General features: G+C 71.0%; 27 protein-coding genes, 1 tRNA gene, 1 pseudogene and 1 riboswitch. Of the genes and pseudogenes, 19 read left to right on the top strand and 10 right to left on the bottom strand.

The window, feature by feature from the left end; translation table 11 throughout:
• Positions 1–14: 14 nt before the first annotated feature.
• The 11 genes and pseudogenes from OH768_RS24695 to OH768_RS24645 all read left to right on the top strand — a co-directional run bounded on the left by OH768_RS24695 (position 15) and on the right by OH768_RS24645 (position 8,165).
• Complete coding sequence (locus OH768_RS24695; RefSeq protein ID WP_406465425.1) at positions 15–848, top strand: metal ABC transporter ATP-binding protein; 834 nt, start codon at positions 15–17, stop codon at positions 846–848.
• Positions 835–1,740 carry a metal ABC transporter permease gene (locus tag OH768_RS24690; protein WP_406457008.1) on the top strand — a complete coding sequence of 302 codons (906 nt, stop codon included), beginning with the start codon at positions 835–837 and terminating at the stop codon, positions 1,738–1,740. Before OH768_RS24695 ends, OH768_RS24690 begins: the two co-directional genes overlap by 14 nt.
• Positions 1,737–2,576 (top strand): metal ABC transporter permease, encoded by an 840-nt coding sequence (locus OH768_RS24685; protein ID WP_406457006.1) that lies wholly within the window; start codon positions 1,737–1,739, stop codon positions 2,574–2,576. The genes OH768_RS24690 and OH768_RS24685 overlap by 4 nt, the downstream gene beginning before the upstream one ends.
• Complete coding sequence (locus OH768_RS24680) at positions 2,576–3,010, top strand: Fur family transcriptional regulator (RefSeq protein ID WP_406457004.1); 435 nt, start codon at positions 2,576–2,578, stop codon at positions 3,008–3,010. The genes OH768_RS24685 and OH768_RS24680 overlap by 1 nt, the downstream gene beginning before the upstream one ends.
• A gap of 64 nt (positions 3,011–3,074) precedes the next feature.
• Complete coding sequence (rpmF, locus tag OH768_RS24675) at positions 3,075–3,245, top strand: 50S ribosomal protein L32 (RefSeq protein WP_406457002.1); 171 nt, start codon at positions 3,075–3,077, stop codon at positions 3,243–3,245.
• Positions 3,246–3,525: 280 nt separating this feature from the next.
• Complete coding sequence (locus tag OH768_RS24670; RefSeq protein WP_406457000.1) at positions 3,526–4,749, top strand: MFS transporter; 1,224 nt, start codon at positions 3,526–3,528, stop codon at positions 4,747–4,749.
• A 130-nt stretch (positions 4,750–4,879) separates the two neighbouring features.
• A pseudogene (locus tag OH768_RS24665) lies at positions 4,880–5,260 on the top strand (hypothetical protein); the annotation flags it as partial.
• Positions 5,257–5,679 carry an arsenate reductase ArsC gene (locus tag OH768_RS24660; RefSeq protein WP_406456998.1) on the top strand — a complete coding sequence of 141 codons (423 nt, stop codon included), beginning with the start codon at positions 5,257–5,259 and terminating at the stop codon, positions 5,677–5,679. The pseudogene OH768_RS24665 and the gene OH768_RS24660, both read left to right, overlap by 4 nt.
• Positions 5,676–6,122: an NUDIX domain-containing protein gene (locus tag OH768_RS24655; RefSeq protein ID WP_406456996.1), complete on the top strand. Its 447-nt coding sequence runs from the start codon at positions 5,676–5,678 to the stop codon at positions 6,120–6,122. The genes OH768_RS24660 and OH768_RS24655 overlap by 4 nt, the downstream gene beginning before the upstream one ends.
• A 46-nt stretch (positions 6,123–6,168) precedes the next feature.
• Positions 6,169–6,963 carry an ABC transporter ATP-binding protein gene (locus OH768_RS24650; RefSeq protein ID WP_406456994.1) on the top strand — a complete coding sequence of 265 codons (795 nt, stop codon included), beginning with the start codon at positions 6,169–6,171 and terminating at the stop codon, positions 6,961–6,963.
• Positions 6,960–8,165 (top strand): FtsX-like permease family protein, encoded by a 1,206-nt coding sequence (locus OH768_RS24645; RefSeq protein WP_406456992.1) that lies wholly within the window; start codon positions 6,960–6,962, stop codon positions 8,163–8,165. Before OH768_RS24650 ends, OH768_RS24645 begins: the two co-directional genes overlap by 4 nt.
• A 20-nt stretch (positions 8,166–8,185) precedes the next feature.
• Here OH768_RS24645 and OH768_RS24640 read toward each other — a convergent pair whose 3' ends face one another.
• From OH768_RS24640 to OH768_RS24625, 4 genes are all read right to left on the bottom strand, one after another.
• Positions 8,186–9,127 carry an SGNH/GDSL hydrolase family protein gene (locus OH768_RS24640; RefSeq protein ID WP_406456990.1) on the bottom strand — a complete coding sequence of 314 codons (942 nt, stop codon included), beginning with the start codon at positions 9,125–9,127 and terminating at the stop codon, positions 8,186–8,188.
• Between the two features lie 66 nt (positions 9,128–9,193).
• Complete coding sequence (locus OH768_RS24635; protein WP_406456988.1) at positions 9,194–11,413, bottom strand: MMPL family transporter; 2,220 nt, start codon at positions 11,411–11,413, stop codon at positions 9,194–9,196.
• 148 nt (positions 11,414–11,561) lie between these two features.
• The gene (gene ribA, locus OH768_RS24630; RefSeq protein ID WP_406456986.1) at positions 11,562–12,203 is read right to left on the bottom strand and encodes a GTP cyclohydrolase II; all 642 of its coding nucleotides are present in this window, start codon (positions 12,201–12,203) and stop codon (positions 11,562–11,564) included.
• 115 nt (positions 12,204–12,318) lie between these two features.
• On the bottom strand, positions 12,319–12,816 hold the full coding sequence (locus tag OH768_RS24625; protein ID WP_406456984.1) for a MarR family winged helix-turn-helix transcriptional regulator: 498 nt from the start codon (positions 12,814–12,816) through the stop codon (positions 12,319–12,321).
• A gap of 68 nt (positions 12,817–12,884) precedes the next feature.
• Between OH768_RS24625 and OH768_RS24620 the strand changes: the two genes are divergently transcribed.
• The gene (locus OH768_RS24620; protein ID WP_406456982.1) at positions 12,885–14,015 is read left to right on the top strand and encodes a dihydrofolate reductase family protein; all 1,131 of its coding nucleotides are present in this window, start codon (positions 12,885–12,887) and stop codon (positions 14,013–14,015) included.
• Between the two features lie 96 nt (positions 14,016–14,111).
• Here the strand turns inward: OH768_RS24620 and OH768_RS24615 are convergent, their stop codons facing one another.
• Positions 14,112–15,035 carry an NADP-dependent oxidoreductase gene (locus tag OH768_RS24615; RefSeq protein ID WP_406456980.1) on the bottom strand — a complete coding sequence of 308 codons (924 nt, stop codon included), beginning with the start codon at positions 15,033–15,035 and terminating at the stop codon, positions 14,112–14,114.
• 86 nt (positions 15,036–15,121) lie between these two features.
• Positions 15,122–15,493 (bottom strand): winged helix-turn-helix transcriptional regulator, encoded by a 372-nt coding sequence (locus OH768_RS24610; protein WP_406456978.1) that lies wholly within the window; start codon positions 15,491–15,493, stop codon positions 15,122–15,124.
• A gap of 191 nt (positions 15,494–15,684) precedes the next feature.
• On the opposite strand from OH768_RS24610, the gene OH768_RS24605 reads away from it, so the two are divergent.
• The 7 genes from OH768_RS24605 to OH768_RS24575 all read left to right on the top strand — a co-directional run bounded on the left by OH768_RS24605 (position 15,685) and on the right by OH768_RS24575 (position 20,616).
• Complete coding sequence (locus OH768_RS24605; RefSeq protein ID WP_406456976.1) at positions 15,685–15,810, top strand: hypothetical protein; 126 nt, start codon at positions 15,685–15,687, stop codon at positions 15,808–15,810.
• A complete protein-coding gene (locus OH768_RS24600) occupies positions 15,811–16,257 on the top strand; it encodes a hypothetical protein (protein WP_406456974.1) in 447 nt (148 codons plus the stop codon).
• Positions 16,227–16,835, top strand: a complete 609-nt coding sequence (locus tag OH768_RS24595; RefSeq protein WP_406456972.1) for an alginate lyase family protein — start codon at positions 16,227–16,229, stop codon at positions 16,833–16,835. The genes OH768_RS24600 and OH768_RS24595 overlap by 31 nt, the downstream gene beginning before the upstream one ends.
• An 88-nt stretch (positions 16,836–16,923) precedes the next feature.
• Positions 16,924–16,997, top strand: a tRNA-Met gene (locus tag OH768_RS24590).
• Positions 16,998–17,129: 132 nt separating this feature from the next.
• A complete protein-coding gene (locus OH768_RS24585) occupies positions 17,130–18,287 on the top strand; it encodes a PP2C family protein-serine/threonine phosphatase (RefSeq protein ID WP_406456970.1) in 1,158 nt (385 codons plus the stop codon).
• A gap of 152 nt (positions 18,288–18,439) precedes the next feature.
• Positions 18,440–18,596, top strand: a riboswitch (cyclic di-AMP (ydaO/yuaA leader).
• Between the two features lie 11 nt (positions 18,597–18,607).
• Entirely contained in the window at positions 18,608–19,615 is a 1,008-nt protein-coding gene (locus OH768_RS24580) for a M23 family metallopeptidase (protein ID WP_406456968.1), read from the top strand.
• 56 nt (positions 19,616–19,671) lie between these two features.
• Positions 19,672–20,616: an aldo/keto reductase gene (locus OH768_RS24575; protein ID WP_406456966.1), complete on the top strand. Its 945-nt coding sequence runs from the start codon at positions 19,672–19,674 to the stop codon at positions 20,614–20,616.
• 6 nt (positions 20,617–20,622) lie between these two features.
• Here OH768_RS24575 and OH768_RS24570 read toward each other — a convergent pair whose 3' ends face one another.
• From OH768_RS24570 to OH768_RS24555, 4 genes are all read right to left on the bottom strand, one after another.
• Positions 20,623–21,942 (bottom strand): PrsW family glutamic-type intramembrane protease, encoded by a 1,320-nt coding sequence (locus OH768_RS24570; RefSeq protein WP_406456964.1) that lies wholly within the window; start codon positions 21,940–21,942, stop codon positions 20,623–20,625.
• Positions 21,943–21,991: 49 nt separating this feature from the next.
• Entirely contained in the window at positions 21,992–22,765 is a 774-nt protein-coding gene (trmB, locus tag OH768_RS24565; RefSeq protein ID WP_406456962.1) for a tRNA (guanosine(46)-N7)-methyltransferase TrmB, read from the bottom strand.
• A gap of 142 nt (positions 22,766–22,907) precedes the next feature.
• Positions 22,908–24,161, bottom strand: coding sequence for an L-2-hydroxyglutarate oxidase (lhgO, locus tag OH768_RS24560; RefSeq protein WP_406456960.1), 1,254 nt, complete (start codon positions 24,159–24,161; stop codon positions 22,908–22,910).
• Positions 24,162–24,334: 173 nt separating this feature from the next.
• Entirely contained in the window at positions 24,335–25,759 is a 1,425-nt protein-coding gene (locus OH768_RS24555) for an MFS transporter (RefSeq protein WP_200715240.1), read from the bottom strand.
• Between the last annotated feature and the right edge of the window lie 495 nt (positions 25,760–26,254).

Below are 26,254 nucleotides of genomic sequence, written 5' to 3'. Positions count from 1 at the left end.
CGCCTTCTCCCGTCGTGTCGTTGCGCGGCGCGGAAGTGCGCGTCGGCGGCCGGACCCTGTGGTCGGGGGTCGATCTGGAGGTCGGCGCCGGTGAGTTCGTTGCCGTCCTCGGTCCCAACGGGGTCGGGAAGTCGACCCTGGTCAAGATGCTGCTCGGCATTCTGCCTCCGGCCGCCGGTGAGGTCAGTGTCCTGGGCGAGGCGCCTGGCCGGGCGGGGCACCGCATCGGCTATCTGCCGCAGCGGCGCAGCTTCGACGCGAGCCTGCGCATCCGTGGCACCGACATCGTGCGGCTCGGCCTGGACGGCGACCGCTGGGGCGTGCCACTGCCGGTGCCGGCTCGGTTCAGTGCCCGGCGGCGGGCGGCCCGGGACCGTGTCGCCGAGGCCGTCGAACTGGTCGGGGCGAGCGCGTACGCGCACCGGCCGATCGGTGAGTGCTCCGGTGGCGAGCAGCAGCGGCTGCTGATCGCCCAGGCGCTCGTCCGCGATCCCGAACTGCTGCTCCTGGACGAGCCGTTGGACAGTCTCGACCTGTCCCATCAGGGCGCGGTCGCAGCGCTGATCGGGCGGATCTGCCGGGAGGCGGGCGTCGGCGTCGTCATGGTGGCGCACGACGTCAACCCGATCCTGCCGTGGCTGGACCGGGTGGTGTACATCGCGGAGGGCGGTGCGGTCGCCGGCCGACCGCAGGACGTGATCACCACCGGGACGCTCACGCGGCTGTACGGCGTGCCGGTGGAGGTGCTGCGTACCAGTGACGGGCGGCTGGTGGTCGTCGGCCAGCCCGAGGCACCCGCCCGCCACACCGACCGGCACGCTGAGGGAGGCGGCCGTGAACTGGGCTGACGCGAGCGCCGGTTGGTCGTGGAATCCGGTGACCGACCTCCAGCAGATCTGGGCGTTCCCGTTCATGGTCAACGCCTTCCGGGCCGGTACCGTCGTGGCCGTACTGGCCGCCGTGATGGGCTGGTTCATGGTGCTGCGCCGGCAGAGCTTCGCCGGACACACGCTGGCCGTGGTCAGCTTTCCCGGGGCGGCCTGCGCGACCCTGCTGGGCATCGGCGCGGGCTTCGGCTACTTCGCGTTCTGCGTCGGCGGCGCCCTGGTGATCGCCGCCATCCCGCGCGCCGGACAGGGCGGCAGCGGCCAGGAGTCGGCCCTGACCGGCACCGTCCAGGCGTTCCTGCTGGCCTGCGGATTCCTCTTCGTCGCCCTCTACAAAGGGTTCCTCGGCGGGGTCAACTCCCTGCTGTTCGGCAGCTTCCTGGGCATCACCACCGTCCAGGTGACCGTGCTGACGCTCGTGGCGGCCCTCGCGCTCGGCGTGCTGGCGGTCATCGGGCGACCGCTGCTGTTCGCCTCGGTCGACGAGGACGTCGCCGCCGGACGCGGGGTGCCGGTACGCGCTCTGTCCGTGGTCTTCCTCGTCCTGCTCGGAGCGGCGACCGCCGAGGCCGGCCAGATCACCGGCACGCTGCTGGTGTTCGCCCTGCTGGTGATGCCCGCGGCAGCCGCGCAACAGCTCACGGCACGGCCCGCGTTGAGCCTGGTGCTCTCGGTGGTGATCGCGATCGCGGTGACCTGGACCGGGCTGATCGCCGCCTACTACTCGCCGTACCCGATCGGTTTCTACGTGACGACCTTCGCCTTCGCCGGCTACGTCCTGGCCCGTACGGGCCGCACCCTCACCACGACCGTCGGCAGGCACCGGACAGTGGGAGCGGGTGCTGTCGCATGAGCGTCTTCACGCACCCGTACTTCACGCACGCCCTGTTGGCCGGCACCGCGATCGCGCTGGCGGCCGGGCTCGTGGGGTACTTCCTGGTGCTGCGCGCCCAGGTGTTCACCGGCGACGCGCTCAGCCACGTCGCGTTCACCGGGGCGCTCGCGGCCCTCGCGCTCGGCTACGACCTGCGGTGGGGGCTGTTCGCGGCGACCGTGCTGCTCGCCGTGGTGCTCGGCGCGCTGGGCCACCGCGGCCGCGCCGACGACATCGTCATAGGCAGCCTCTTCTCCTGGATCCTGGGCCTGGGGGTCTTCTTCCTCACCCTCTACACCACGTCCCGCAACACCGGGAACGGCACCGCCGGTGTCAACGTCCTCTTCGGATCGATCTTCGGCCTCTCCACCGGGCAGGCGCAGGTGGCGGCCGTCGTCGCGGGCGTCATCTGCCTCGCCGTGCTCGCGGTCGCCCGCCCGCTGCTCTTCGCCTCTGTCGACGAGGCGGTGGCGACGGCCCGCCGTGTACCGGTACGGCTGCTCGGCCTCGCCTTCCTGGTCCTGGTCGGCGCCTGCGCGGCCGAGGCCACCCAGGCGGTCGGCTCGCTGCTGCTGCTTGGCCTGCTCGCCGCCCCCGCGGGCGCGGCCCAGCGGCTCACCGACCGGCCTTATCACGCCCTGGCCCTGTCCGCGGGACTGGCCGTGGCGGAGATGTGGGCGGGCCTCGCCCTGAGCTACTACGTCCCCCGACTGCCGCCCAGCTTCGCCATCATGGCCGTCGCCACGGCCGTCTACGCGGCAGCCGTCGTCGTCGTACGCCGGCCCCGCGCCCGCGTCGGCCTCGTGGCGGTGTGATGGGCGGGCCGGCCGACGACCTGGACCTCATCGGACGCCGCACCGCCCAACGCGCCGGTGTCGTACGGGCGTTGATCGACCACGGCGGTTTCGTCAGCGCCCGCGCCCTGCACGACATACTGAAGGTTCGCGGCGCGCGTGTGGGCCTCAACACCGTCTACCGCACCCTGGCCGCCCTCGTGGAAGCCGGCCGCGCCGACGTCGTACGCGACCGGGGCGGCGAACGCCTCTTCCGCCACCGCCCCTTCCCCGAGCATCAGCACTATCTGCTGTGCCGCGCCTGCGGGTTGAGCATCCCGGTCGACTCCGAGGCGGTCGAGAGCTGGGCGGAGCGGGTGGCCGAGAGCTCCGGTTTCGCGGAGGTCGAGCACACCGTCGAACTCACCGGGCTCTGCCCACGGTGCCGGTCCAGCCGGCCCAGTCCGTCCAGTTAGTAATGGTATCCATTTTCATGTAGCGTCTCCCGCGACCCGCGACCCACCGAGCAGGAGGATTCCCATGGCCGTTCCCAAGCGGAAGATGTCCCGCAGCAACACCCGTCACCGCCGCGCCCAGTGGAAGGCGGCCACGCCGGCGCTCGTACCGATCACCATCGACGGCGTCCCGTACCTGGTACCCCAACGGCTGGCCAAGGCGTACGAGCGCCGCCTGTTGCGCCCCGAGGGCTGACCGTCCATGCCGTCCGGCCGACTGCCCGTCACCCGTCGATCCGTTCCCCGCCTGGAACACCTACGGCATCGACGACACCTGCGAGCACGAGCACCCCGAGCTCGTGGCGGGGTTTGGCAAAGATTCGGGTGGCGGGAGGTTGTCGTCCGTGGCTGTGGATACCTGAGTACACCGTGCCGCGGGACGTCGGCTCCAGCGGCGGGGGAGGGGATTGTCCGTGCGGTCGGCGCCGGGTGGGCCTCGGCGGAACACAGCCGGGATCGCGGTCTTTCTCGTCCTGATGATCGACTCGGTGGTCAACGGGCTCTTCGTGCCGTTGTCCATGCTCTATCTGTCGGCCAGTTCGGGCGCGTCGCTGGTCGAGGTGGGGTCCTTGCTGAGCCTGGCCGGGCTGGTGTCGCTTCCGTTGCCGTTGTGGGTCGGGAGCCTCGTCGACCGGCACGGGCCCAAGCCGGTCGTGCTGGTGGCGCAGTTGCTGCAGGCGGCGGGCTTCCTCGGGTACCTCGTGGTGCGCGACGGCGGTGCGATCCTCCTGGCCGCGACCGTCGCGTCGCTGGGGCAACGGGCCTTCTGGTCCTCCGCCTTCACCCTCGTCAGCAATCTGTCCGACCGTGATCCCGGCGGGCACTCCCGCGAGCGGTGGTTCGGCATCATCGGCTCGCTGCGCGCGGTGGGCTACGGACTCGGGGCCGTGGTCGCGGGAGTCGCCCTGTCGGTGAAGTCGGGCCTGGTGTACCGAGGGGCGATCGGTGCCTGCGCCTGTCTGCTGCTGGTGGCCGCGCTGCTGCTCGAACGGGGAGTTCCGCGCAGCGTGACTCTGAAGGAGAGGCCGGCGAACGAGGAGGCGGGCAGCCGCGGTTACCGGGTGCTGTGGGCCGATCGTCCCTATCTGGCGCTCGTGGGGCTGAACACGGTGTTCGCCCTGTGCAACGTCATGCTCAGCATCGCCTTCCCGCCGTTCGTGGATCGCCAACTGCCCGCCGTCACCTGGGTGGTTGGTCCGCTGCTGGCGATGAACACCGTGGTCCAGGCGGCGCTGCAGACGTCGGTCGTCCGTCTGATACGACCGCTGCCCCGCGCCGTGTCCCTGTGCCTGGCCGGAGTCCTCTGGGCGTCATGGGCGGGCCTGACCGCCGGCCCGCTCTGGCTGCCCCGGGCCTTGTGGGTCCCCTTTCTCACCGTGGCCGTGCTCTGCTACTCGGCCGCTCAGCTCGTGCACTCTCCCGTGTCGAACGCGCTGTCCGCGGATGCCGCTCCCGCCGACATCCGCGGGCGCTACATCGCCGTGTTCCAGTACTCGTTCGCGATCGCCACGGTCGTAGCACCGCTGCTGTTCTCGCTGTTGTTGGACCTGTCGAGCGCCGCTCCCTGGGCTGTCCTGGCGGCGCTCGCCCTGCTGACGGTTCCGGGAATGCTGGCGCTCGCCCCGCGCCTGCCGCGGGCCGCGCGGGCGACAGACGGGGCGGGACGGGGCGCTGCCCGACAGCGTGGAGGAACTCCCTGACCTGCGCGAGCTTGAGGACGTCGACGTTGTTCGCGTCGGCCTCGACCCCGTTGTGGCTCAGCTTCGGCGGTCGTCCCCCGGCCCGCTCGCCGCAGGCTTGGTCGCCCGGACGACGGCCGAGTGCATGCCGTCCACGGGCGGGCTGATCCTGCTCGTCCTCGGACTGGAGCGTGTCGGCCGTGCCGCCCTCGCCCCGGCGGCCGTGGCCGCCTGCATCGGGGCCGCCTATTGGTTCACCTCCTCGACCTCCTCCTCGACCTCCTCCTCGACCTCCTTCGCGAACCCCGCCGTCACCGTCGGCCGCGCCTTCACCGACACCTTCGCCGGGATCGCACCCGGTTCCGTCGCTCCGTTCGTCGGGGCGCAACTGCTGGGCGCCGTAGCCGGGTTGGCCGCCGTGGCCGTCGTATGCGAGCGTCCTGTCCGCACGGCGGAGGCCGTCGTCTCCTACGGCGGCCCCGAACCCGGACCCGAACCAGCCCCCTCCCGCCCGCAAGGACACCTGCCATGACCTTGAGTTCCGCCGCTCCGCCGCCATCCGTGCTGTTCCTCTGTGTCCACAACGCCGGCCGTTCCCAGATGGGCGCCGCCTTTCTCACTCACCTCGCCGGTGACCGGGTCGAGGTGCGGTCGGCTGGCTCGGCTCCCGCCGACGCGGTCGACCCGGCGGTGGTGGCGGCCATGGCGGAGGTGGGGATCGATGTATCCGCCGAGACGCCGAAGGTGCTCACCGCCGAGGCCGTGCGGTCCTCGGACGTCGTGATCACGATGGGCGGCGGGGACGCCTGCCCCGTCTTCCCGGGCAAGCGGTACCTGGACTGGCAGCTCGACGATCCGGCAGGTCAGGGGGTGGACGCCGTCCGGCCCGTCCGCGAGGAGATCGAGCGACGGATGCGCGGTCTGCCGGCCGAACTCGGAATTGCCTCATGACCCGTCTCGTCGCCGCCGTCATCGTCCACGACAGGGCCGAGGGCCGGGTCGTCCTCATCCAGCGGGGTGAGAAGGCCAAGTTCGGCCGCGGCATGTGGGACCTTCCCGTCGGCAAGAACGAACCCGGCGAGCCCGTCACCGAGACCGCCGTGCGCGAGCTGTACGAGGAGACCGGGATCGTCGTGGCGGCGGAGGCCCTGAAGGTCGTGCACCTCATCCATGCCGCCAGGGGAGTGGACGCACCGCACGGCTTCCTCACCGTCGTCTTCGTCGCTGACACGTGGTCCGGCGAGCCCGAGAACCGCGAACCCCTCAAGCACGCCCAGGTCCGATGGGTCCAACTCGACGCCGTACCCGAGGAGTTCGTACGAGGAAACGGACAGGCCCTACGGCAGTACCTGGACGGCGTCGAACCGCGGGTGTCGCCGTACGGGTGGGAGTAGGCGACGCGCCTCGCGGACGATCGGTGGGGCCGGTTACCCCTCAGGTGTGAACCTGGCCGTCTCCGGCGTGGCTGAAACCGGTCTCCGGGTCTCCGTACGGACACCGGGCTCGCGGTGTCGGGAGGCGTCTCGTTCTGTGGGTCCGGGGTGCCTCGGACCCGGCTGGTGGCGTGTTGCGGTCACATCCGGATATTCCCGCAACGGATACGCGGCCGGTGGTGGTGGTCTGAGCCGGGCGGATCTCACGCTGCGGGCGGGAACGATGGCTGCTGTCGAGGGACCGTCCGGCTCGGGCAAGAGCACTCTGCTGGCCGTCCTGGGGCTCATTCTTTCGCCGACCGCGGGCTCCCTGCGCATCGCCGGCACGGACACCGGGGCGCTGTCGCCGGCCGACCGGGACGCGCTGCGGCTGCGTTCGATCGGGATCGTGCTGCAGGACCTCGGGCTGCCCACCTTCCTCAACGCCTGGGAGAACGTCGCCGCCGCCTTCGGGCCACGGTTGTCCCGGCACCGTACGGCGGCCCGTGCTCTGCTCGGGGAGTTGGGCATGGAGTACCTCGCGGACTCGCCCGTCACCGAGCTCTCCGGCGGACAGCAGCAGCGCATCGCCGTGGCCCGGGCGGCCGTGAAGGAACCCGTGCTTGTCCTTGCCGACGAGCCGACCTCGGGGCTGGATCCGAAGAACGCCAACTCCGTGATGAGTTCCTTGCGTTCGTACGCCGGCCGGGGCGCGGCCGTGCTGCTCGTGACGCACGCCTCCTCCGTCGCCGAGGCCTGCGACCAGCGGTATGTGCTCGACGAAGGTGTGCTGTCGGGCGTCCGTGAGGAGACGCGCGGATGAGCCGCTGGAGTCTGTGGAGTCGCTACACGTGGAAGCGAGACCGGCGTTCGCTGCGCCGGGCGTTGCCCACCCTCACGGTTCTGGCCGCACTGCTGACCGCGTCGGCCGGGGTCGCGGCCGGTGCGGCGCGTGCCGTAGAGCGGGACGTACTGAGGTCCGGCGGACTCACGCAGATCGAACTCTCCTCGTTCGAGGGCGATGCGTCGGTCCGTCCGCTCACCACCTCCGCTCTGCGGGAGGCCGCGCGCGTACCGGGTGTCCGGCAGGTCGCCGCCGAGTACTCCGCCGTTCTGTACGCGGAGGGGAGCGGGACGTACGACCTGACGACGCACACCCTGACACCGGGGGACGAACTGCCGCTCACCAAGGGGGAGTTGGCCGCGCCGTTCGGCCCGGACGAGGTCGTGCTCCCCGCCGTCGCGCAGGGAACCGACTTCACCCCGCTCCTCGGCCGGTCCGTCGCCCTCGGATACACCAGGGCGACGGGCGCCGCGTCCGGCACCAGCGCGGTCGTCAGGCTGAAGATCGTCGCGTTGTACGACCCCGGTTGGCAGGCCGACGGACCCGGCGTCGCGTATCTCTCACAGGACACGGCCGCGCTGCTCGCCGCGGCACGCGCCGGCCAGTCGGCGGGAGCCTTCCAGGCCAGGGAGGGTGCCCAGTCCGCCGTTGTGGTCGTCGAGCACCAGCGGCAGGTGGCCGCGGTCACCAAGTCCCTTCAGGACAAGGGGTTTTCGGCCGCCGCGGTGTCTGACCGGGTGCCTGATCTACCGGGGTTGTTCGGCGCGGCGGATCTCGCGATGCGCGTCGGTGTGCTGGTCCTGGCGCTCGGCGCCCTCGCGCTCGGTGCGGTCCGGGCGGCGGACAGCGCGCGGGCCCGGATCGGCCAGTTCGCGATCCTGCGGATCCTCGGGTCCGGGCGGCCCGAACTGCGCCGGATCCTGCTGGGCGAAGCCGCGCCCTCGGGTGGGGTGGCGGGGGTGGTGGGCGTGGTCGTCGGCACGGTCGCCTCCGCCGCGCTGGCCGGTCCGCTCAGTGACGTACTCGGGTTGCCCATCTCCGCCACGGACGCACTGCCCGGGCCGACTTGGACTGTCGCGGCGCTGTTGCTGCCCGCCGCCGGACTGGCCGTCGGTACCCTCTTCGGCAGCCGCGAGGTCCTCCGTCGGGACCCCTGTCTCACGGCACCGGCACACAGTTGACCTCCGCCGGCCGACGCTTCCTACAACGCCGACTTCACCGCCCGCAGCACCACATCCGCCATCCCCCGCTCCCCACGCGCGTTCGGATGCACCGGTGCCGCCGGATTCTCCGGTACGAGCGGTTCGATCCAGCGGGTGCTCTTCGCCGTGCAGGCGTTGTGGTCGGAGGAGGGGGTGTACGTGTCGACGTAGCTGACCCCCGCCTCCGAAGCCCGTTGGCGCAGTGCGGTGTTGAGCTGTTGCTCCTTCTCGCGGAGGTAGGTCACGTCGCCCGGTGCGAGGGACATTCCACGGCCGCAGTCGGCGCTGTCGGTCGGGAGGATCGCCGGGTAGGAGACGACGTAGACGCGGGCCTCGGGGGCGCGGCGTTTTACCTCGGTCAGGACCCGGGTGAGCCGGTCGCCCGCCGTGGCGATCTTCATTTCTACGGTGGCGGAGTTGGAGTCGGCGTCGCGTGCGCAGGGGGCGTCCTCCGGGAAGTACTTGCCGCTGCCGGTGAGTTGGTACAGGGAACCCATGGCGACGCAGCGTTTGATCAGCTTGCTGAAGCCGATGTCGTTGCCGCCGATGCCGACAGTCACCAGGCGGGTGTCCGACGAAAGTGCCCTGAGCTGGGGCGGGTTGGTGCCGTTGTCGGTGTGCTGGGATGCGGTGAGGTCGGCCGTGGTGGCGCCGCTGCAGCTCACATCGCGGAACTTGCCGCCTTTCAGGCCGAGTTCGGCGGCCACGAGGGCCGGGTAGTTGCCGGCGGAGCGGTCGCAGCCGGCGGGGGTTCCGGTGGGGTCGGTGATGCCGGGGCCCGCCGTGTAGGAGTCGCCGAGGGCCACGTACGGGCCCTTGGATGTGGTCGAGTAGGTGACACCGATGTGGTTGTCGTCACCGTCGCGGGTGACCAGGACCACGGTGAGCAGCGTGCCGCAGGCGAGGAGCCCGGCCACCCCGGCCTGCACTGAGGTTTTCATCGAAGTGCCCTATCTGGCTGGTGAGTTGTGGACTGTGGACGTCCGGGGTCTGCGCGGTCCCTGCGGCTACGGGACCGGTGTGAGGTGGGCGGTCGGGGTGTCGGTGGGGTGGTCGGTCACCGGTGCCGGGACCTTGCGGCTCAGGACTTCGCCCTCGACGTCCATGCGGGGGAGGATCCGGTCGAGCCAGCGGGGGAGGTACCAGGCCTTGTGGCCGAGCAGGGAGAGGACGGCCGGCACGATCGCCATCCGGACCACGAACGCGTCGAACAGGACCGCGATGGCCAGTCCGAAGCCGATCATCTTGATCATCGAGGCGCCCGCGCCGATGAAGCCCGAGAACACCGCCATCATGATCAGCGCGGCGGCCACGACCACTCGGGCGCTGTGCCGGAATCCCGACACCACCGCCTGGCCGGGCCCGTCCCCGTGGACGTACGCCTCGCGCATCCGGGAGACCAGGAACACCTCGTAGTCCATGGCGAGTCCGAAGACGATGCCCATCAGGAAGATCGGCATCAGGCTCATGATCGGGCCGGTCTGGTCGACGCCCAGCCAGGAGGCCAGGTGTCCTTCCTGGAAGACCGCGACCACCGCGCCGAGCGCCGCGAGCACCGAGAGGAGGAAGCCGAGCGCCGCCTTCAGCGGGACCAGGAGCGAGCGGAAGACCAGGAGGAGCAGCACGATCGCCAGGCCCACCACCAGGGCCAGGTACGGGATCAGCGCGTCCTGGACCTTCTGCGCCACGTCGATGTTCAGCGCGGTCGTCCCGGTGACCTCGAAGCTCGCGCCGGAGGCCTGGGACTCGATACCCGGCCGTTCGCCGCGGATCGTCTGGACGAGCTGCTTGGTCTTCTCGTCGGTGGGGCTGGTGGCGGGGGTCGCGGAGAACACCGCTGTGTCGCCTGCCGAGTTGAAGCGCGCCGGGGAGACGGAGACCACTCCGTCCGTGGCGGCTATCTCCTTCGAGATCGTCGCTACGGCGGTCTTCGCGTCGCCCGCCTTCCTCGCGTCCACGACGATGGTCAGCGGGCCGTTGAAGCCGGGACCGAAGCCGTCGGCCAGGTCGTCGTAGGCGCGGCGTTCGGTGGTGGCGGTGGACTTGGCCTCGTCGCCGGGCATGCCGAGCTGGAGGTTGAGGGCGGGCAGGGCCATCGCGCCGAGGCCCACGACGCCGAGCAGCAGGACGGGGATCGGGCGGCGTACGACGATCCGGGCCCAACGGCTGCCGCCGTTCTCGCCGTTGCCGCGCTTGGCCTTCTTCTTGCGGTCGCGGCGGGACAGTACGGCGTTCGGCCAGAAGCCGAGGACCGCGGGGACCAGGGTGAGGCAGATCAGGACGGCGAGGAGGACCGCGCCGGCCGCCGCGAGGCCCATCTTCGTCAGCATCGGGATGCCGACCACCGACAAACCGGCCAGCGCGATGACAACGGTCAGACCGGCGAACACCACTGCCGAACCCGCCGTGCCGGCCGCGAGTCCGGCCGCCTCGCGGGGCGCGTGGCCCTTGGCCCGTTCCTCCCGGTAGCGGGAGACGACGAACAGGGCGTAGTCGATGCCGCAGGCGAGGCCGAGCATTGTGGCGAGGGTGCCGGTGGTCTCGGAGAGGCCGAAGGCGCTGCCCAGGGCGAGGATCGCGGACATGCTGATGCCGACACCGAGGATCGCGGTGAGCAGGGGCAGTCCGGCGGCGGCCAGCGAGCCGAAGGTGATGAGCAGGACCACGGCGGCTATCGCGATGCCGATGGCCTCGGCGCTGCCGCCGGCCGCGGGCTGGGCGGCGAGCGCGTCGCCGCCGACCTCGACGGTCAGGCCCGCGTCCCGGGCCGTGTCGATGGCCCGCTCCAGATGGGTCTTGGCGGCGCCGGTCAGGTCGTCGGCCTTCACCTTGAAGGTGACGGTGGAGTACGCCGTAGAAGCGTCCTCGCTCACCGCCTTCGCGGCGAACGGGCCGACGGCGGAGGCGACTTGGGAGCCGTCGGCGGCCTCGGTCACCAGCTTCTCGATCGCCGCCCTGTTCTCGGTCGCGGTGACCTTCTCGCCGTTCGGGGCGACGAAGACGATCCGCGCGCTCGCGCCGTCCGCCGCCGTGCCCGGGAAGCGCTGCTCCAGCAGGTCGAAGGCCTTCTGCGACTCGATGCCGGGCATCGTGAAACCGTCGTCGGGGGCGGCGGGGGCCTTGGTGGCGGCGAATCCGACGGCGCCGAGGACCGCCACCCACAGGAGGGTGACGAACCAGCGCCACCGGAAGGCCACGCGGCCCAAGTGATAAAGGAGAGTAGCCATGGCTGGGGAAGGCCTCCACGTCGGCGGTCGGTCGAGATCCGGATCGAGTTCGTGATCGTGGTCTCAACACTTCCGCCGACGGCCTTCCGCCACGAGGGAGTGCCCTCCCGAATGGATGGTGTAGCCCGCTACACCATCGGGCCGCGGCTCAGCCCACGTTGAGTTCCGTCAGCCGGCCCAGCGGCAGCGTGTGGTGGGTCTGCAGGACCTTCGCGCGTAGGTACCGGACGTTGTGGGGCGTGGTGAACACACCGGTCGGCACCCGGTCGTGCACGTCGATGCCGAGGCCGCGCAACTGGTCGGCCTTGTCGGGGTTGTTGGAGAGCAGGTCCAGGGAGGTGATGCCCAGGGCCTGGAGCATCTGGGCGGCGGCCGTGTAGTCGCGGGCGTCCTCGGGGAGGCCGAGCGCGGTGTTGGCGGCATAGGTGTCGAGGCCCTGGTCCTGGAGGGCGTACGCGTCGAGCTTGTTGTAGAGGCCGATGCCCCGGCCCTCCTGGCGCAGATAGAGCAGCACGCCACCGCGGTCGGCGATGCGCTCGACGGCCTCGCGCAGCTGGGGTCCGCAGTCGCAGCGGGCGGAGCCGAAGACGTCTCCCGTGAGGCACTCGGAGTGCAGGCGGACCAGCGGGGTGGTGCCGGGGGCCGGATCGCCGAGGACGACGGCCAGGTGTTCCTGGCCGTCGGCCAGGCCGTGGAAGGTGACGAGTTCGGTGTCGATGCTGTAGCCGTCGTGGAAGCGCAGCGGTACCCGGACGCGGGCACGCGGGGTGGCGGCGGGGAAGTCGGGCATGCGGGTCTCCGAGTCCGAAGGGTGACGTAGCGATGTGTTTCAAAACTGAAGCACATCCACGATCACGGACCCTACCGCATGCTTGAAATTTGAAGCAACAGATTTGTGTGACGAGTCACGAACATGGCGGGGAGGAGCGGCGGCGCCACGGGACGTCCTCCGGTGTCTCCAGTGCCCGCACGATGCCGGCGCTGATCTCCTCCAGCTGACCCACCTGCTCCGGGGTGAGATGGTCGAAGATCGCGGCGCGGACGGTCTCGACATGGCCCGGCGCCGAACGCACCAGGACGGCCATCCCCTCGTCGGTCAGGATCGCGGTGCTGCCCCGCTTGTCCGACGGGCACCCCTCGCGCCGTACGAGACCGTCCTTCTCCAGCCGGGTCACGGCGTACGTCAGCCGGCTCCGGGTGATCTTCGACTTCTCGGCGAGGTCGGTCATCCGCAGCCGGTGGTCCGGTACGTCGGAGAGGTTGGCGAGGATGGAGTAGTACAGGTGGGGCATGCCGGCCTCCTGCTGGAGCTGCCGGTCGATCGCGTCCTCCAGGAGGTGCGTCGCGGCGATGTAGGCGCGCCAGGCGCGCTGCTCCTCGGAGGTGAGCCAGCGAGTCGTCATGCCCCCAGTGTAGGTTTGTTTCAAACTTGAACCAAGCCCCGTCATTCCACCGAGCCGGGAGCGCGTCGATGCCCCACCCGTACGTCCTGCTGTCCGCCGCCGTCTCCCTCGACGGCTACCTCGACGACACCGGCCCCGACCGGCTGCTCCTCTCCAGCCCCGCCGACTTCGACCGTGTCGACGAGGTCCGGGCGTCCGTCGACGCGATCCTCATCGGCGCCGGCACCATCCGCGCGGACAACCCGCGCCTGCTCGTGAACTCCCCGGAGCGCCGCGCGGCCCGCATCGCGGCCGGCAAGCCGGAGTACCCCCTCAAGGTCACGGTCAGCGGCTCCGGCGAGCTGGACCCGGCGGCCAGCTTCTGGCACACGGGCGGCGACAAACTCGTCTTTACGACAGACAAGGGCGCGGAGCGGGTACGACAACTCGGCCTCGCCGCCGACGTCTTCGCCCTCGGCCCCGACCTCGACTGGCGCCGCCTTCTTGAACACCTGCACGCCGTAAGGGGAGTTGACCGCCTGATGGTCGAGGGCGGCGGCACCGTCCACACCCAGCTCCTCCAGCAGGGCCTGGCCGACGAACTCCAACTCGTGCTGTCCCCCCTCTTCGTGGGCACCCCGGACGCCCCCCGCCTCTTCGGCCCGGGGGCCTACCAGCCCGGCCGCCTCCGCCTGGTCGAGACCCGCCCCATCGAGGACGTCGTCCTCATGCGCTACGAACCCACCGCCCCCGGCACCGGCGACCTCCCCTCCGCCGCCGACCACCACTGGCTCGCCCTCGCCTGCGACCTGGCCGCCGACTGCCCGCCCTCGGAGACGGCGTTCAGCGTCGGCGCGGTGGTGGTGGCCGAGGACGGCACGGAACTGGCCCGCGGCCACTCCCGCGAGGCCGGCGACCCGGTGGTCCACGCGGAGGAGGCGGCCCTGGCGAAGCTGGACCCGGCGGACCCGCGCCTCTCCACCGCCACGGTCTACACCAGCCTCGAACCCTGCACCCACCGAGCCTCCCGCCCCAAGCCCTGCGCCCGCCTGATCCTCGACGCGGGCGTACGCCGCGTGGTGACGGCCTGGCGCGAGCCGGACACGTTCGTGGCGGGGGCCGACGGCAGCGGGGCGCTGGCCGCGCAGGGGGTGTCCGTGGTCGTACTCCCGGAGTACGAGGAGCGGGCGAAGGCGCCGAACCGGCATCTGCTCGGCTGAGCCGGGACCCTCTTCAAAAAAGTGGGTCACTTTCCGCGAAAGTGGCCCACTTTTTTTGGGACACCTACCCTCCGTGCCCCGCTCCGGCTCCGGTGTTCACGGGACCAGTACGATCCGGCCGCGCAGGCCGCCCCGGGCCAGGCGGGCGTGGGCCTCGGCGGCCTGTGCCAGGGGGTACACCTGGGCGACGCGGGGTGTCAGGACGCCGACCTCGGCGAGCGCGGAGAGATACGCGAGCCGGGGCGCGTCGGGACCGGCGGTGGTGTGGCGCACCACCACGCCCCGCTCCGGCGCCGGCAGCACGTCCAGCCGCACGCTCACGTGGACCCCGCCGTCCCGGACGGCCGCCATCGCGGGTGCGCCCAGCGCCGCCGCGTCGAGCACGCCGTCCACACCCTCCGGCACCAACCGCCGTACCGCCGGGCCCGGTTCCTCGTCGCGGGTCACGAACCAGGTGGCGCCCCGACCGCGCAGATACCCCTCGTCCCCGGGCCGCCCCTGCGCGACGATCCGCACGCCCCGTGTCCGGGCCAGCTCCACGGCGTAGCCGCCGACGGCCCCGCCGGCGCCGGTGATCAGCAAGGTGTCGCGGGGGCGCAGCGGGAGGTGGTCCAGGGCCAGCGAGGCGGTCGTCGCGTTGAGCGGGATCGTCGCCGCGAGCGTCGGGTCCATGCCCTCCGGGGCGGGGGCGAGGGAGTTGAGGTCGGTCACGAGGTATTCGGCCTGGGCCTTCGTGGGGCGCAGCACGGGGGCGTCGAACACGATCACCGGGGTGCCGACCGCAAGGAGCACACCCGGGCCGACGGCGTCGATGGTCCCGGCGGCGTCCAGCCCGAGACCGGTGTGGTCGACCTGCGGCATCGGTCCGAAGTACCCGGCCCACACCGCGGAGTCGGCGGGATTGAGCGCGGCGGCGGCGACCTTGACGCGGACCTCCAGGGGACCCGGTTCCGGCAGCGGGACGTCCAGGACCTCGACGGCCTCGGGTCCCCCGGTCTTCCTGACGACTGCTGCGCGCATGATATTCGCTCTTCCGTTTGCGAAATAGAACCACTCAAACGGTAGGTGCGTTGCGGCCGATTCGTAAGGAGGCACCTTTAAGTGCGTTACACCCTCGCGTCGTAGCGGCCCCGCGCCTCGTCGACCTCGTCGGTCTTCTCGGCTGCCCAGTCGCGCACCTGGGACAGCAGGCCGTACAGGCCCTGCCCGAGCGCGGTCAGTTCGTAGTCGACGCGCACCGGCACGGACGGTGTGACCGTCCGCCGCACCATGCCGTCGCGCTCCAGCATCCGCAGGGTCTGGGTCAGCATCTTCTGGCTGACGCCCGGGATCTCGCGGCTGATGTGGTTGTACCGCATCGCGTCGCCGTGGGACCCGAGGGTGCACACCGCCAGGCTGACCCACCGGTTGCTGATCGTCGAGAGCAGGGCCACCGCGGGGCAGTCGCGCAGGTACGCCTCGTACGCCTTCGTGGTCATCGTCGCTCCAGTCCCTCCCGCCAGGGAGTAACGCACTCAAAAGTGCCTACTTACCAATCGATCGTAACTCACCTAGTATGCAGGGAGTTGTCAATCGCAAATCCAAAGGCATCCGTCCAGGGCGGGTGATCGATCGGCCCATCAGATCCTGCGGTCCGCCGTCCGCCGGGTCACGCTCGCAGGGAACCGGTGTGGACAACGGCGGAGGCAGGGCACATGAGGGCAGTGCGGCGGACACCGGTACCCGGACCATGGCGAGGGCGCTGCCCGCCGGCGCGGCGTTCACGCACCCCGGAGTGCTGGTCAGCAAGGGGTAGTTGGACGCCGTACGGAAGAACGTGGCGGCCGGGAAGCAGCCCTGGCTGAAGGCGTACTTCGGGATGCGGGACAGCAAGTACGGGTCGTACAAGTACACGGCGAAGCCCTATGCCGACGTCGACTGCCCCTGGAACGGCAAGGCCGCGCACGGGTGTGTCGAGGAGCGCGAGGACGCCATCGCGGCGTACACGCAGGCGCTGCTGTTCAGCATCACCGGGAAGCAGCACCACGCGCTCAAGGCGCGGGAGATCATGGACGACTGGTCGGCGAAGATGAAGGAGCACACCTCCGAGGACGCCGGCCCGCAGACCGCGTGGGCCGGGTCGACGTGGGCGCGGGCGGCGGAGATCGTGCGGTACGCGCCGGGGGCCGGGTGGCCGGGTGGCCGGCGGACCGGGTGCAGCGGTTCGCGACCATGCTGCGCACCGCCTGTCAGCCCGAGGTGACGAAGGACCTGCCGGACTACAACGGCAACTGGGACCTCGCGATGACCGACGCGGCGATCGGCATCGCCGTCTTCCTCGACGACCACAAGGCCTTCGACGCGGCCGTCGCCCGCTTCCGCGACCGCGTGCCCGCCTACTTCTACCTGGAGAAGGACGGCAAGGTGCCGCTCACCCCGGCCCGCTCCACCGTCACCACCCCGCAGAAGCTCACGACGTACTGGTTCAAGCAGACCACCTGCAAGGACGGCATCGCCCAGGAGACCTGCCGCAACTTCAAGCACGTCGGGTATTCGCTGGCGGCCACCGGGCACATCGCCGAGACCGCCTGGCACCAGGGCGTCGACCTCTACAAGGACGTCAAGGACCGGCTCGCCGCCCTCGACTTCCACGCCCGCTACCAGCTGGGCGAGGCCGCGCCGGCCTGGCTCTGCGGCGGCAAGGTCGACCGGAACATGGGGCCGGACCTGGAGGTCCCCCTCAACCACCTGGAGGACCGGCTCGGCATGAAGGTGCCCGCCGCGCACAAACTCACCGAGACGACCCGGCCGGCCGACAGCGACGACCTCTTCGTCTCCTGAGAGACCCTCACGCACGCCGGTAACCCGGCCGACTGAAACGTGTGTGACATCGGACCCCGCGGATGGCGTATAGTTGGGAACACAACGGCGCGGGGTGGAGCAGCTCGGTAGCTCGCTGGGCTCATAACCCAGAGGTCGCAGGTTCAAATCCTGTCCCCGCTACTCAAGGCCAAGGGCCGGAATCCAGAACATGGATTCCGGCCCTTGGTGTTTCCCCGGCCCTTCCTTTTTTTGTCCCGCCCCGGTCGGCCCACCCCGCTCGCCGCCCTCCCCGGGCCAGGAAAAACTGGACGCGTGGAGGAGGAGGGTCCGTATGTGCGAGCCGGCGGGCGCCTGCCCGGCGACCCCGTGCCCGACCCCGGCCTCGGCCCCGACGAGGGACGGCGGATCCCCCGCGTCCTCGCCCTTGTCCGCCGACTGCCCGCGCTACTGCTGATCGTCGGGGCGTTCTACGACTACCTCACCCCGCGGGACTTCACCGCGGCCCCGTTCTTGACCGCCGCCCCGCTCGTCGCCGCCCCGCTCTACTCCCGGCGCGGCACCGTGCTCACCGGGCTCGCCTCGCTCGCCGTCGTCCTCGCGATCCACCTCAGGCTCGGCATCCTCCTGCGCATCGACGCGGTCACCGAGGTGGCCACCGTGGCGACGGTCGCCGTCCTGGCCGTCCTCATCAACGCCCTCGTCCGCCGCAGCAGCGAACAGCTCGCCTCCGTGCGCGAGATCGCCGAGGCCGCCCAGCGCGCCGTACTGCCCGAACCGGCCGAGCGGATCGGCGGGTTCGAGATCGCGGCACGGTACGAGGCGGCGCAGGAGGGCGCGTTCATCGGCGGCGACCTGTACGCCGTGCAGGACACTCCGCACGGCGTACGGCTGGTCGTCGGCGACGTACGCGGGAAGGGCATGGGCGCGGTCGCCGCCGTAGCCGTGGTGATCGGGGCGTTCCGGGAGGCCGCCGAGCAGGAGGCCACACTGGAGGCGGTCGCACAGCGGCTGGAGCGGGCGCTGGCGCGCGAGGGCACCCGGCGCGACGGGCTCGACGCGTTCGAGGGGTTCACCACGGCCGTCCTCGCCGAACTCCCGCACGGCGACGGCGTCGTACGGATCGTCGACCGCGGTCACCCGCCGCCGCTGCTCCTGCACGCGGACGGCACCGTGGACACCCTGCTCGTCAAGGAGCCCGCACTGCCGCTGGGAATAGGGGAGTTGGGGTTCTGGCCCGACCGGGCCGAGGAGTTCGCGTTCCCCGGCGGCGCCACACTGCTCCTCTACACCGACGGCCTGTCCGAGGCCCGCGACTGCCACGGCGTGTTCTACGACCCCGGGGAGCGGCTGTCCGGGCGGACCCTCCGCAGCCCCGAAGCGCTGCTCGGCATCCTGGCCAAGGAGGTGCGCCGGTATGCCGGGGGCGGGATGACGGACGACATGGCGATGATCGCCGTACGCCGTCCATGACAGGTCAACTCACCCGTTTTTCGCCGGTCATGGGCTCTTCGTCCAGCAAGGAAAGGTTAATGATCAAGCGAACGGGCTTGGAAACGGGCGCCCGTGTCTATTAACGTTCGATAACGCAGCACGGTCGTCCCAGCCGTCACAAGAGACAGCTCCGTGCGCACGCGCCGAATCCCGCAAGGGAACCGGGGAACCACCACTTGGGGTGAATCGCACGTCGACAGTCGTGGGAACACGACCGGTTTACGCGCGTAGGAGACCTTCCTGCTCCGAACCCGTCAGCTAACCCGGTAGGCGAGAAGGAAGGAAAGGAGCACGCCCACGTGGCGTCCAACCAGGCTGCCCCAGAAGCCCCGTTCGTCTACGGCGGGTTCCGCCCCGACGAGGGCCCCTGGGAGGAGTGGAACCCCAGCGCGGAGTCCGTTCCTCCCAACCGCGGCAAGCACCGTGTCGCCAAGCAGCGTGGTGGCGGGGGATTCGCCCGCAGCTCCACCGTCCTGGGCGTCGGTGTCATAGCCGCCGTGAGCGCCGGCGGGATGGCCAGCGCCAACACCGGCAAGCCGCCCGTCTCGATCTCCCTGCCCGACCTGCCCTCCGTGGGCCATCTGCTGGACGACTCCGCCAGCACCCCCAAGGGTTCCGCGACCGCGCTCAGCAGCGTCGGCGTGACCACCACCGAGACCGCCAAGGGCACCTCGGACGCGGGCGAACTGCTGCGCAACCGGATCATGGAGCAGGCCGAGCTGCAGCAGCTCCAAGTCGACGGCAAGTCCCAGGCCGCCGCCGAGGCAGCCGTCGCCAAGCAGGTCGACGCCGCCGCCGCGAAGGCCGAGAAGGACGCCGCGCAGAGGGCCGCGGACGCCAAGAAGGCCACGGAGGCCGCCGCCAAGAAGAAGGCCGAGGCCGCGAAGCTCGCCGCGCTGGCCAAGCAGTACACGCTGCCGGTCGCCTCGTACACGATCACCGGCACCTTCGGCCAGGCCGGTTCCATGTGGTCCTCCGGCTACCACACCGGACTCGACTTCGCCGCGCCCACCGGCACGCTGATCAAGGCCATCCACAGCGGCACGGTCACCGAGGCCGGCTGGGCCGGGTCCTACGGCTACCGCACGATCATCACCCTCGACGACGGCACCGAGCTGTGGTTCTGCCACCAGTCCTCGATCAACGTCAGCGTCGGCCAGAAGGTCGCCACCGGTGACGTCATCGGCCGCGTGGGCGCCACCGGCAACGTGACCGGGCCGCACCTCCACCTTGAGGTACACATCAACGGCGCGGCCACCGCCAGCGACCCGGCACCCTGGCTGCGCAGCAAGGGCCTCAACCCCTGAGGCCCCTGGGGAACCCGCTGGAATATCCGGTTCCGGTCCGGCTGTTGGCGTAGAGCATGACTTCTCTTCGCAAGCTGGGCCGGTCCGACCTCGAGATCTTCCCGCTCAACCTCGGCGGCAACGTGTTCGGCTGGACCGCCGACGAGGCGACCTCCTTCGCCGTGCTCGACGCCTATGCCGCCGCGGGCGGCAACTTCGTCGACACCGCCGACTCCTACTCGGCGTTCGCCCCGGGCAACCAGGGCGGCGAGTCCGAGACCGTCATCGGCAAGTGGGTCAAGGCCCGCGGCAACCGCTCCGACGTCGTCATCGCCACCAAGGTCAGCCAGCACCCCGACTTCCCGGGCCTGTCCGCCGCCAACATCAGGGTCGCCGCCGACGCCTCCCTGCGCCGCCTGGACACCGACCACATCGACCTCTACTACACCCACTTCGACCAGGTCGAGGTGCCGGTCGAGGAGATCATCGGCGCGCTGGACGAGCTGGTGAAGGCGGGCAAGGTGCGGCACATCGCCGCCTCCAACATCTCGCCCGAGCGCCTTCAGGCCTCCCTCGACTTCTCCGACCGCGAGGGCCTGGCCCGCTACGTCGCGATCCAGCCGCACTACAACCTCGTCTCCCGCGACACCTACGAGGGCGAACTGCGGGACGTGGCCGAGCGCAACGGCCTGGCCGCGCTCCCCTACTTCGCCCTCGCGGCCGGCTTCCTCACAGGCAAGTACCGGCCCGGTACGGCCGTGGACAGCCCGCGGGCCGGGCGCGCCGCGCAGTACCTCGAATCGGAGCGCGGCCAGAAGGTGCTGACCGCCCTGGACGAGATCGCCCAGGCCCACGACGCCTCGGTCGCGACGGTCGCCCTCGCCTGGCTCGCCGCCCAGCCCACGGTCGCCGCACCGATCGCCTCCGCCAGGAGCGTCGAGCAGCTGCCCGACCTGCTCGCCGTGGCCGAACTGGCCCTCGCGGACGCCGAGATCGAGCAGCTGACACAGGCCTCCGCCTGAGGGTCGTCAGGACCGGTACGGGTTGTACGCGACATACGGCGCGGCCGTGTTCCCGTACACCCCGTACACCGGCCACGGCGGCACCACCACCGGCACCGGTGGCGCGATCCGCCGCGCCGCGTACTCCAGCGCGGGCCGCGCCACCTCCCGCCGCTGCCACAGCTCGTGCAGCAACTCCCTTTCCCGTACGGCGAAGTCGGCGCCGGCGCGGCCCCGCGCGGCCCGGTGGCGCAGGAACGCCAGGGAGGTCGCGCAGGCCTCGTAGCGGGCCACCGAGCGGGCCGCGGGACGGCCCAGGTGGTGGCCGGCGTAGTCGCGGGCCAGCCTGCGGGCCCTCATCGAGCCGAGCACGAACGGTTCGACGGGGGTCAGCCAGCCCGCGAGGACGTACACGGGCAACTCCTCGCGCACGGCGCGCAGTTCGCGCTGCCGGGTCCAGACCGCGAGCCAGGTCAGCAGGCCGAGCGCGGGCACCATGAACAGGCCGTAGACCTCGAAGAAGCCGTACTGGCCGAACGTCGAGGAGCCGTTCCAGACCGCGTGCATGCCCATCGCGAGGAGCAGTCCGGTCAGCGGTACCAGGACGCGCCGGACGTGCTGCCGGTCGGGGGAGAGCGCGGCGATGCCGAAGCCGATGCCGGTGAGGACGGTGAACAGGGGGTGCGCGAACGGGGACATGACGATGCGTACGAAGAAGGTCGCCGCGGTGACGGAGGTGAAGCCGCGGTCGCCGGTGAGCTGGTCGGTGCCGAAGGCGGTGCCGAGGTAGAGGATGTTCTCGGTGAACGCGAAGCCGGTGGCGGTGACCCCGGCTATCACCACCCCGTCGACGATCCCGGTGAAGTCCCGTCTGCGGAACAGGAAGACGAGCAGGACGGCCGCCGCCTTCGCCGACTCCTCCACGATCGGGGCTATCACCGTCGCGCCGAGGGTGTCCGCGCTGGTCGGGTCGGCGGTCGCGGTCGCTATCCATCTGGTGGCGAAGCTGTTGGCGACGATCGCTATCAGCGCGGCGGCGCAGGCGCCCCAGGCGAAGGAGAACAGCAGGTTGCGCCAGGGGCCGGGGTCGACCCGGTCCAGCCAGCGGAACGCGGCGACGAGCAGCGGCACGGGCAGTACGGCGAGCCCGAGACCCACCAAGAACCCTTCCGTGCCGGTCTGTTGGCGGACGAGGGCGAGGATGACGAGCCCGGAGAGCGCGAGCAGGGTGATCAGCGCGCCGTAACGGACCCCGTTCCGGTGCCACCAGCGCCCGCGCGGCACCTGGCCGGGCACACCACCGGCCGGGTGGCCGGGGTGTGGGGGGTACGGCGAAAACGTGGCCACGGCATCGACCCTAACGAGGTAAGGGCACGGCCCGCGAGGGAGCCTGGCGTCAGCGCTGGTCGTCGTGGGGTACGCGACGGAACAGCAGATCGTTCACGACATGTCCCTTGTCCAGTCCCTGCCCCTCGAAACGGGTCAGCGGCCGGAAGTCCGGACGAGGCGCGAAATCACCGTCGGGTTGGCTGTTCTCGAAGTCCGGGTGCGCGCCGAGCACTTCGAGCATCTGCTCCGCGTACGGCTCCCAGTCCGTCGCACAGTGCACGGTCGCGCCGGGCTTGAGACGGGACGCGGCCAGCGTCAGGAACTCCTCCTGGATCAGCCGCCGTTTGTGGTGCCGCTTCTTCGGCCAGGGGTCGGGGAAGTAGACGCGCAGCCCGTCGAGCGAGTCCGGGGCGAGCATCTCGCGCAGCAGGATGATCGCGTCCCCGTTGGCGACCCGGACGTTGGAGAGCCCGTGGTGGTCGGCGAGGCTCAGCAGATTCCCCTGGCCCGGGGTGTGCACATCGGCGGCGAGGATGTTCGTCGCCGGGTCCGCGGCGGCCATCTGCGCGGTCGCCTCGCCCATCCCGAAGCCGATCTCCAGCACGACCGGGTTGTCGTTCCCGAACAGCTCCCCGAAATCGACGACCCGCTGCCCGTCGATGTCCAGCCCCCACTTGGGCCACAACCGCGTTAGCGCGTCCGCTTGGCCTGCGGTTACCCGGCTCCTGCGTGGCTGGAAACTTCGGATGCGGCGTTCGAAGTGGGAGCCGGCGGGGTCGGGCTTGGGGCCGTCGGGGAAACGGGGCTCGCCTTTGGCTCGGGTGTTGGGGGAGTCAGTCACAATGCGTCGATTTTACGGGAGGGCGTTGTTGGGCGGAGCCCGCCCAGTCGTCTGCGTGGCCTGTGCCGTCTCGCGTGTGCGGGTGCGCTGTGGCTGGTCGCGCCCGCGCGGCGGAGCCGCACATGTCACAGCCCCGCGCCCCCTACGGGGTTGCCCTTCGCGGGGTTTCAAGTGGGAGGCGTTTCTCCTGGCCCAGCACGGCCAGCGCCCGCCGGGCCACCTCTCTTCCGATCGGCAGGGACGCGGTCGCCGCAGGGCTCGGGGCGTTGAGGACGTGCACCGCGCGCGGGCCCTCCTTGATCAGGAAGTCGTCTACGAGGGTGCCGTCCCGGAGGACGGCCTGGGCGCGTACTCCGGCTGCCGAAGGAGTGAGGTCGTCGGGTGTCACTGCGGGGAGGAGTCGTTGTACGGCGCTGGTGAACGCGCTCTTGGACACCGACCGCCGCAGCTCCCCCACCCCGTACCTCCAGTGCTGCCGCGCCATCCGCCACACCCCGGGCCAGGCCGCCGTGGTCGCGATCTCCCGGGGGCGTACGACACCCCAGCCGTAGCCCTCGCGGGCCAGCGCCGGCACCGCGTTCGGCCCCACGTGCACGCTTCCGTCGATGCCGCGCGTGAGGTGCACACCGAGGAACGGGAACGCCGGGTCCGGCACCGGATACACCAGACCGCGCACCAGCTCGGGCCGCGTCAGCGTGTAGTACTCGCCGCGGAACGGCACGATCCGCATCTCCGGGTCGTCGCCGGTCAGCCGGGCCACCTCGTCGCACTGCAGGCCGGCGCAGTTCACCAGCACGCGCGCGCGGACGACGTCACCGCCCCCGGCACCGTCCGCAGTCCGGACGGCGACCCCGCGCTCCGGGCGCCGGTCGACATGGGCGACGCGCGCGCCGTAGCGGATCTCCGCGCCGGAGGCCTCGGCCAGGTGCCGGGCGACCGCGACGTAGTCACAGATCCCGGTCGTCGCGACCTCTATGGCGGCGAGGCCGCGCACCTCCGGTTCGTACTCGGCGATCTGGGACCCGCCGAGCTCCCGCACCGGGATGCCGTTCTCCCGGCCGCGCTGCACGAGCGCGTGCAGGCGGGGCAGCTCGGCGCGCTCCGTGGCGACGATCAGCTTGCCGGTGACGGCGTGCGGAATGCCGTACTCCGCACAGAACTTGACCATCTCGGCGGCGCCGCCCACGGCATACCGCGCCTTGAGCGAGCCGGGCCGGTAGTAGATCCCGCTGTGGATCACCCCGCTGTTCCGCCCCGTCTGATGCCGGGCGGGCCCCGCCTCCTTCTCCAGCACTGTCACCCGCGTCCCCGGCGCGGCATGGCCGATCGCATAGGCGACCGACAGCCCGACGATCCCACCCCCGACCACGAGCACATCACAGTCGTACCCGACCACCGCGCACCACCTCCCGGCTTCGATAGTGCACTGCGCCACTGACAGTGCCTTCAAACCCGGGGAGGGCATGCCAACCAAGGGGCGCGGGGCTGTGACATCTGCGGCTCCGCCGCGCGGGCGCGACCAGCCACAGCGGACCCGCACTCGCAAGACCACACAAGCCAGGCAAATCCCTAGGCGGGCGCCATCAACAACGGCCGAGCCCTCTCCCGCAGCTCAACAACTCGCGGCTCGTCCCCATAGGGCTCCAGCCGGTGAAGAAGATCCTTCACGTACTCGGTCGTACGGGCCGACGAGATGCGCCCAGCGACCTCCACCGCCCGCACCCCCTGCTCACAAGCCGCGTCAAGATTCCCCGACTCCAACTCGGCAACCGCGGAAACCACCAGCCGGAGCCCGTGCGACCGCACGAACTCCTCCGTCGGCTTGGACAACGCCTGCTCCGTGAACCTCCGCACCTGCCGAGGCGCCTTCAGATCCCGGTAGCACTCCGCCGCATCCGCCGCGAACCGGTCGTAGCCGTAGAACCCCAGCCAGGACGGATCGTTGTCACCCTCCCGGGACCGCTCAAGCCACCCCTCGGCAGCCTTCAGCGCCGCTCCGGCAGCCTGGGCGTCCCCCGCCTTCGCGTGGGACCGCGCCTCGACAAGCCGGAAGAAGCTCATCGTGCGGGCAGTCGCAAGCCCCCGGTTGCGCTCAAGCGCGGCCTGCGCGAGATCGACACCCTCGTCGCCGAATCCCCGGTAGGTCGCCTGCAGCGACATCGACGCCAGTACGTAGCCGCCGAGCGGCACGTCCGCCGCCGCGCGGGCGAGCCGCAGCGCCTGGATGTAGTACCGCTGCGCCGCCTCCTGCTGCCCGGTGTCGAAGGCCATCCACCCGGCGAGCCGGGTGAGTTCGGCGCTCGCGCCGAAGAGCGCTCTGCCGACCTCGTCGGAGTACGAGCCGAGCAGCAGCGGTGCCGCCTCCACCCGCAGACACTCCGGCACCATCGACGAACGCCAGTCGCCGCCCCCGTACTTGGAGTCCCAGCGCCTGGCGTCCTCCGCGGCCTCCCGCAGCTTCTGCACATCGCTGTGGCCGACTTTCAGCGGCGCCCCGGAGCCCTCCGCGGAGTTGGCCTCGCGCGCCACCGAACTGTCGGCCGGGGTTATCAGCCAGCGTGAGGCGGGCGTTGCGTATGCGCTGACTGCGAACGACCCGGCGAGGGACTGCCAGATGCCGCCGGAGCCGGCCCGGCGGCCGGCGAGGTCGAGGCGGTACAACTCCGTTGCGGAACGCACGGCTTGACCGACGTCCCGGGGGAATGCGAGGCCCACTTCCGGCGCGGGATCCGCGTCCGCCAGGCCGATCTCGTGGAGCGGCACCGGGCGGCCGAGCTTCTGGCCGATGGCGGCCGCGATGAGGTGCGGGGCGGCGCCCTGGGGCACCATTCCCTTCGACACCCAGCGCGCCACCGACGTCTTGTCGTAGCGAAGTGTCAACCCGCGTTGAGCGCCAAGATCGTTGACGCGACGCGCGAGTCCTGCGTTGCTGATTCCCGCGAGGGCGAGAACGGTGCCGAGTTTTTCGTTCGGCCCGCGTTGCTCCCTGGACATGCGCCACCCCTCGACACAGACGGCTGCCGCGCTGGCATAACCATGCGGCATTCGTAAACCCAGCGTAGTTCGCCGCATCCCAAGCGTTAAGGGGCATTGTTCCGGATGGCGGGATTGTGGTCCGTACGCGAGTGCGGGCTTTGCACGGAGGGTTGCGACGTGCCCCCGCCGTGTGGCCGTGCGCCCGTGTGTGCGCTCTTCTCCGGCCATCGCGGGAGCGCTTCGATGGATTGTGCGTGGGTCGGCCCGCTGTACTGGATCCAGTGGGCTGGGGGACACCGCCGCCTACATCCCCGCGGGCGGCGGACCGGTCCGGGAGGCGTACTCCGCCTCCCGGACTGTGCGCGGTACGAAGCGGTGCGCACGGCATGTACGGAGCGTGCGCGAGCCTGTGCTCGTAACACCGATTTGGCCGAAAATCGCCCCCGCCTCTCGGTGCCGAATACCGCTCCTACCACGGGAGTTGAGGGCGCGTTAGGGGTTTTGGGGGAGCGT

Origin of the sequence: Streptomyces sp. NBC_01622, from assembly GCF_045209635.1 — a bacterium.
GTDB lineage: Bacteria > Actinomycetota > Actinomycetes > Streptomycetales > Streptomycetaceae > Streptomyces.
Note: the sequence above shows the minus strand (reverse complement) of the source record. Positions and strands in the feature narration are given on the sequence as shown.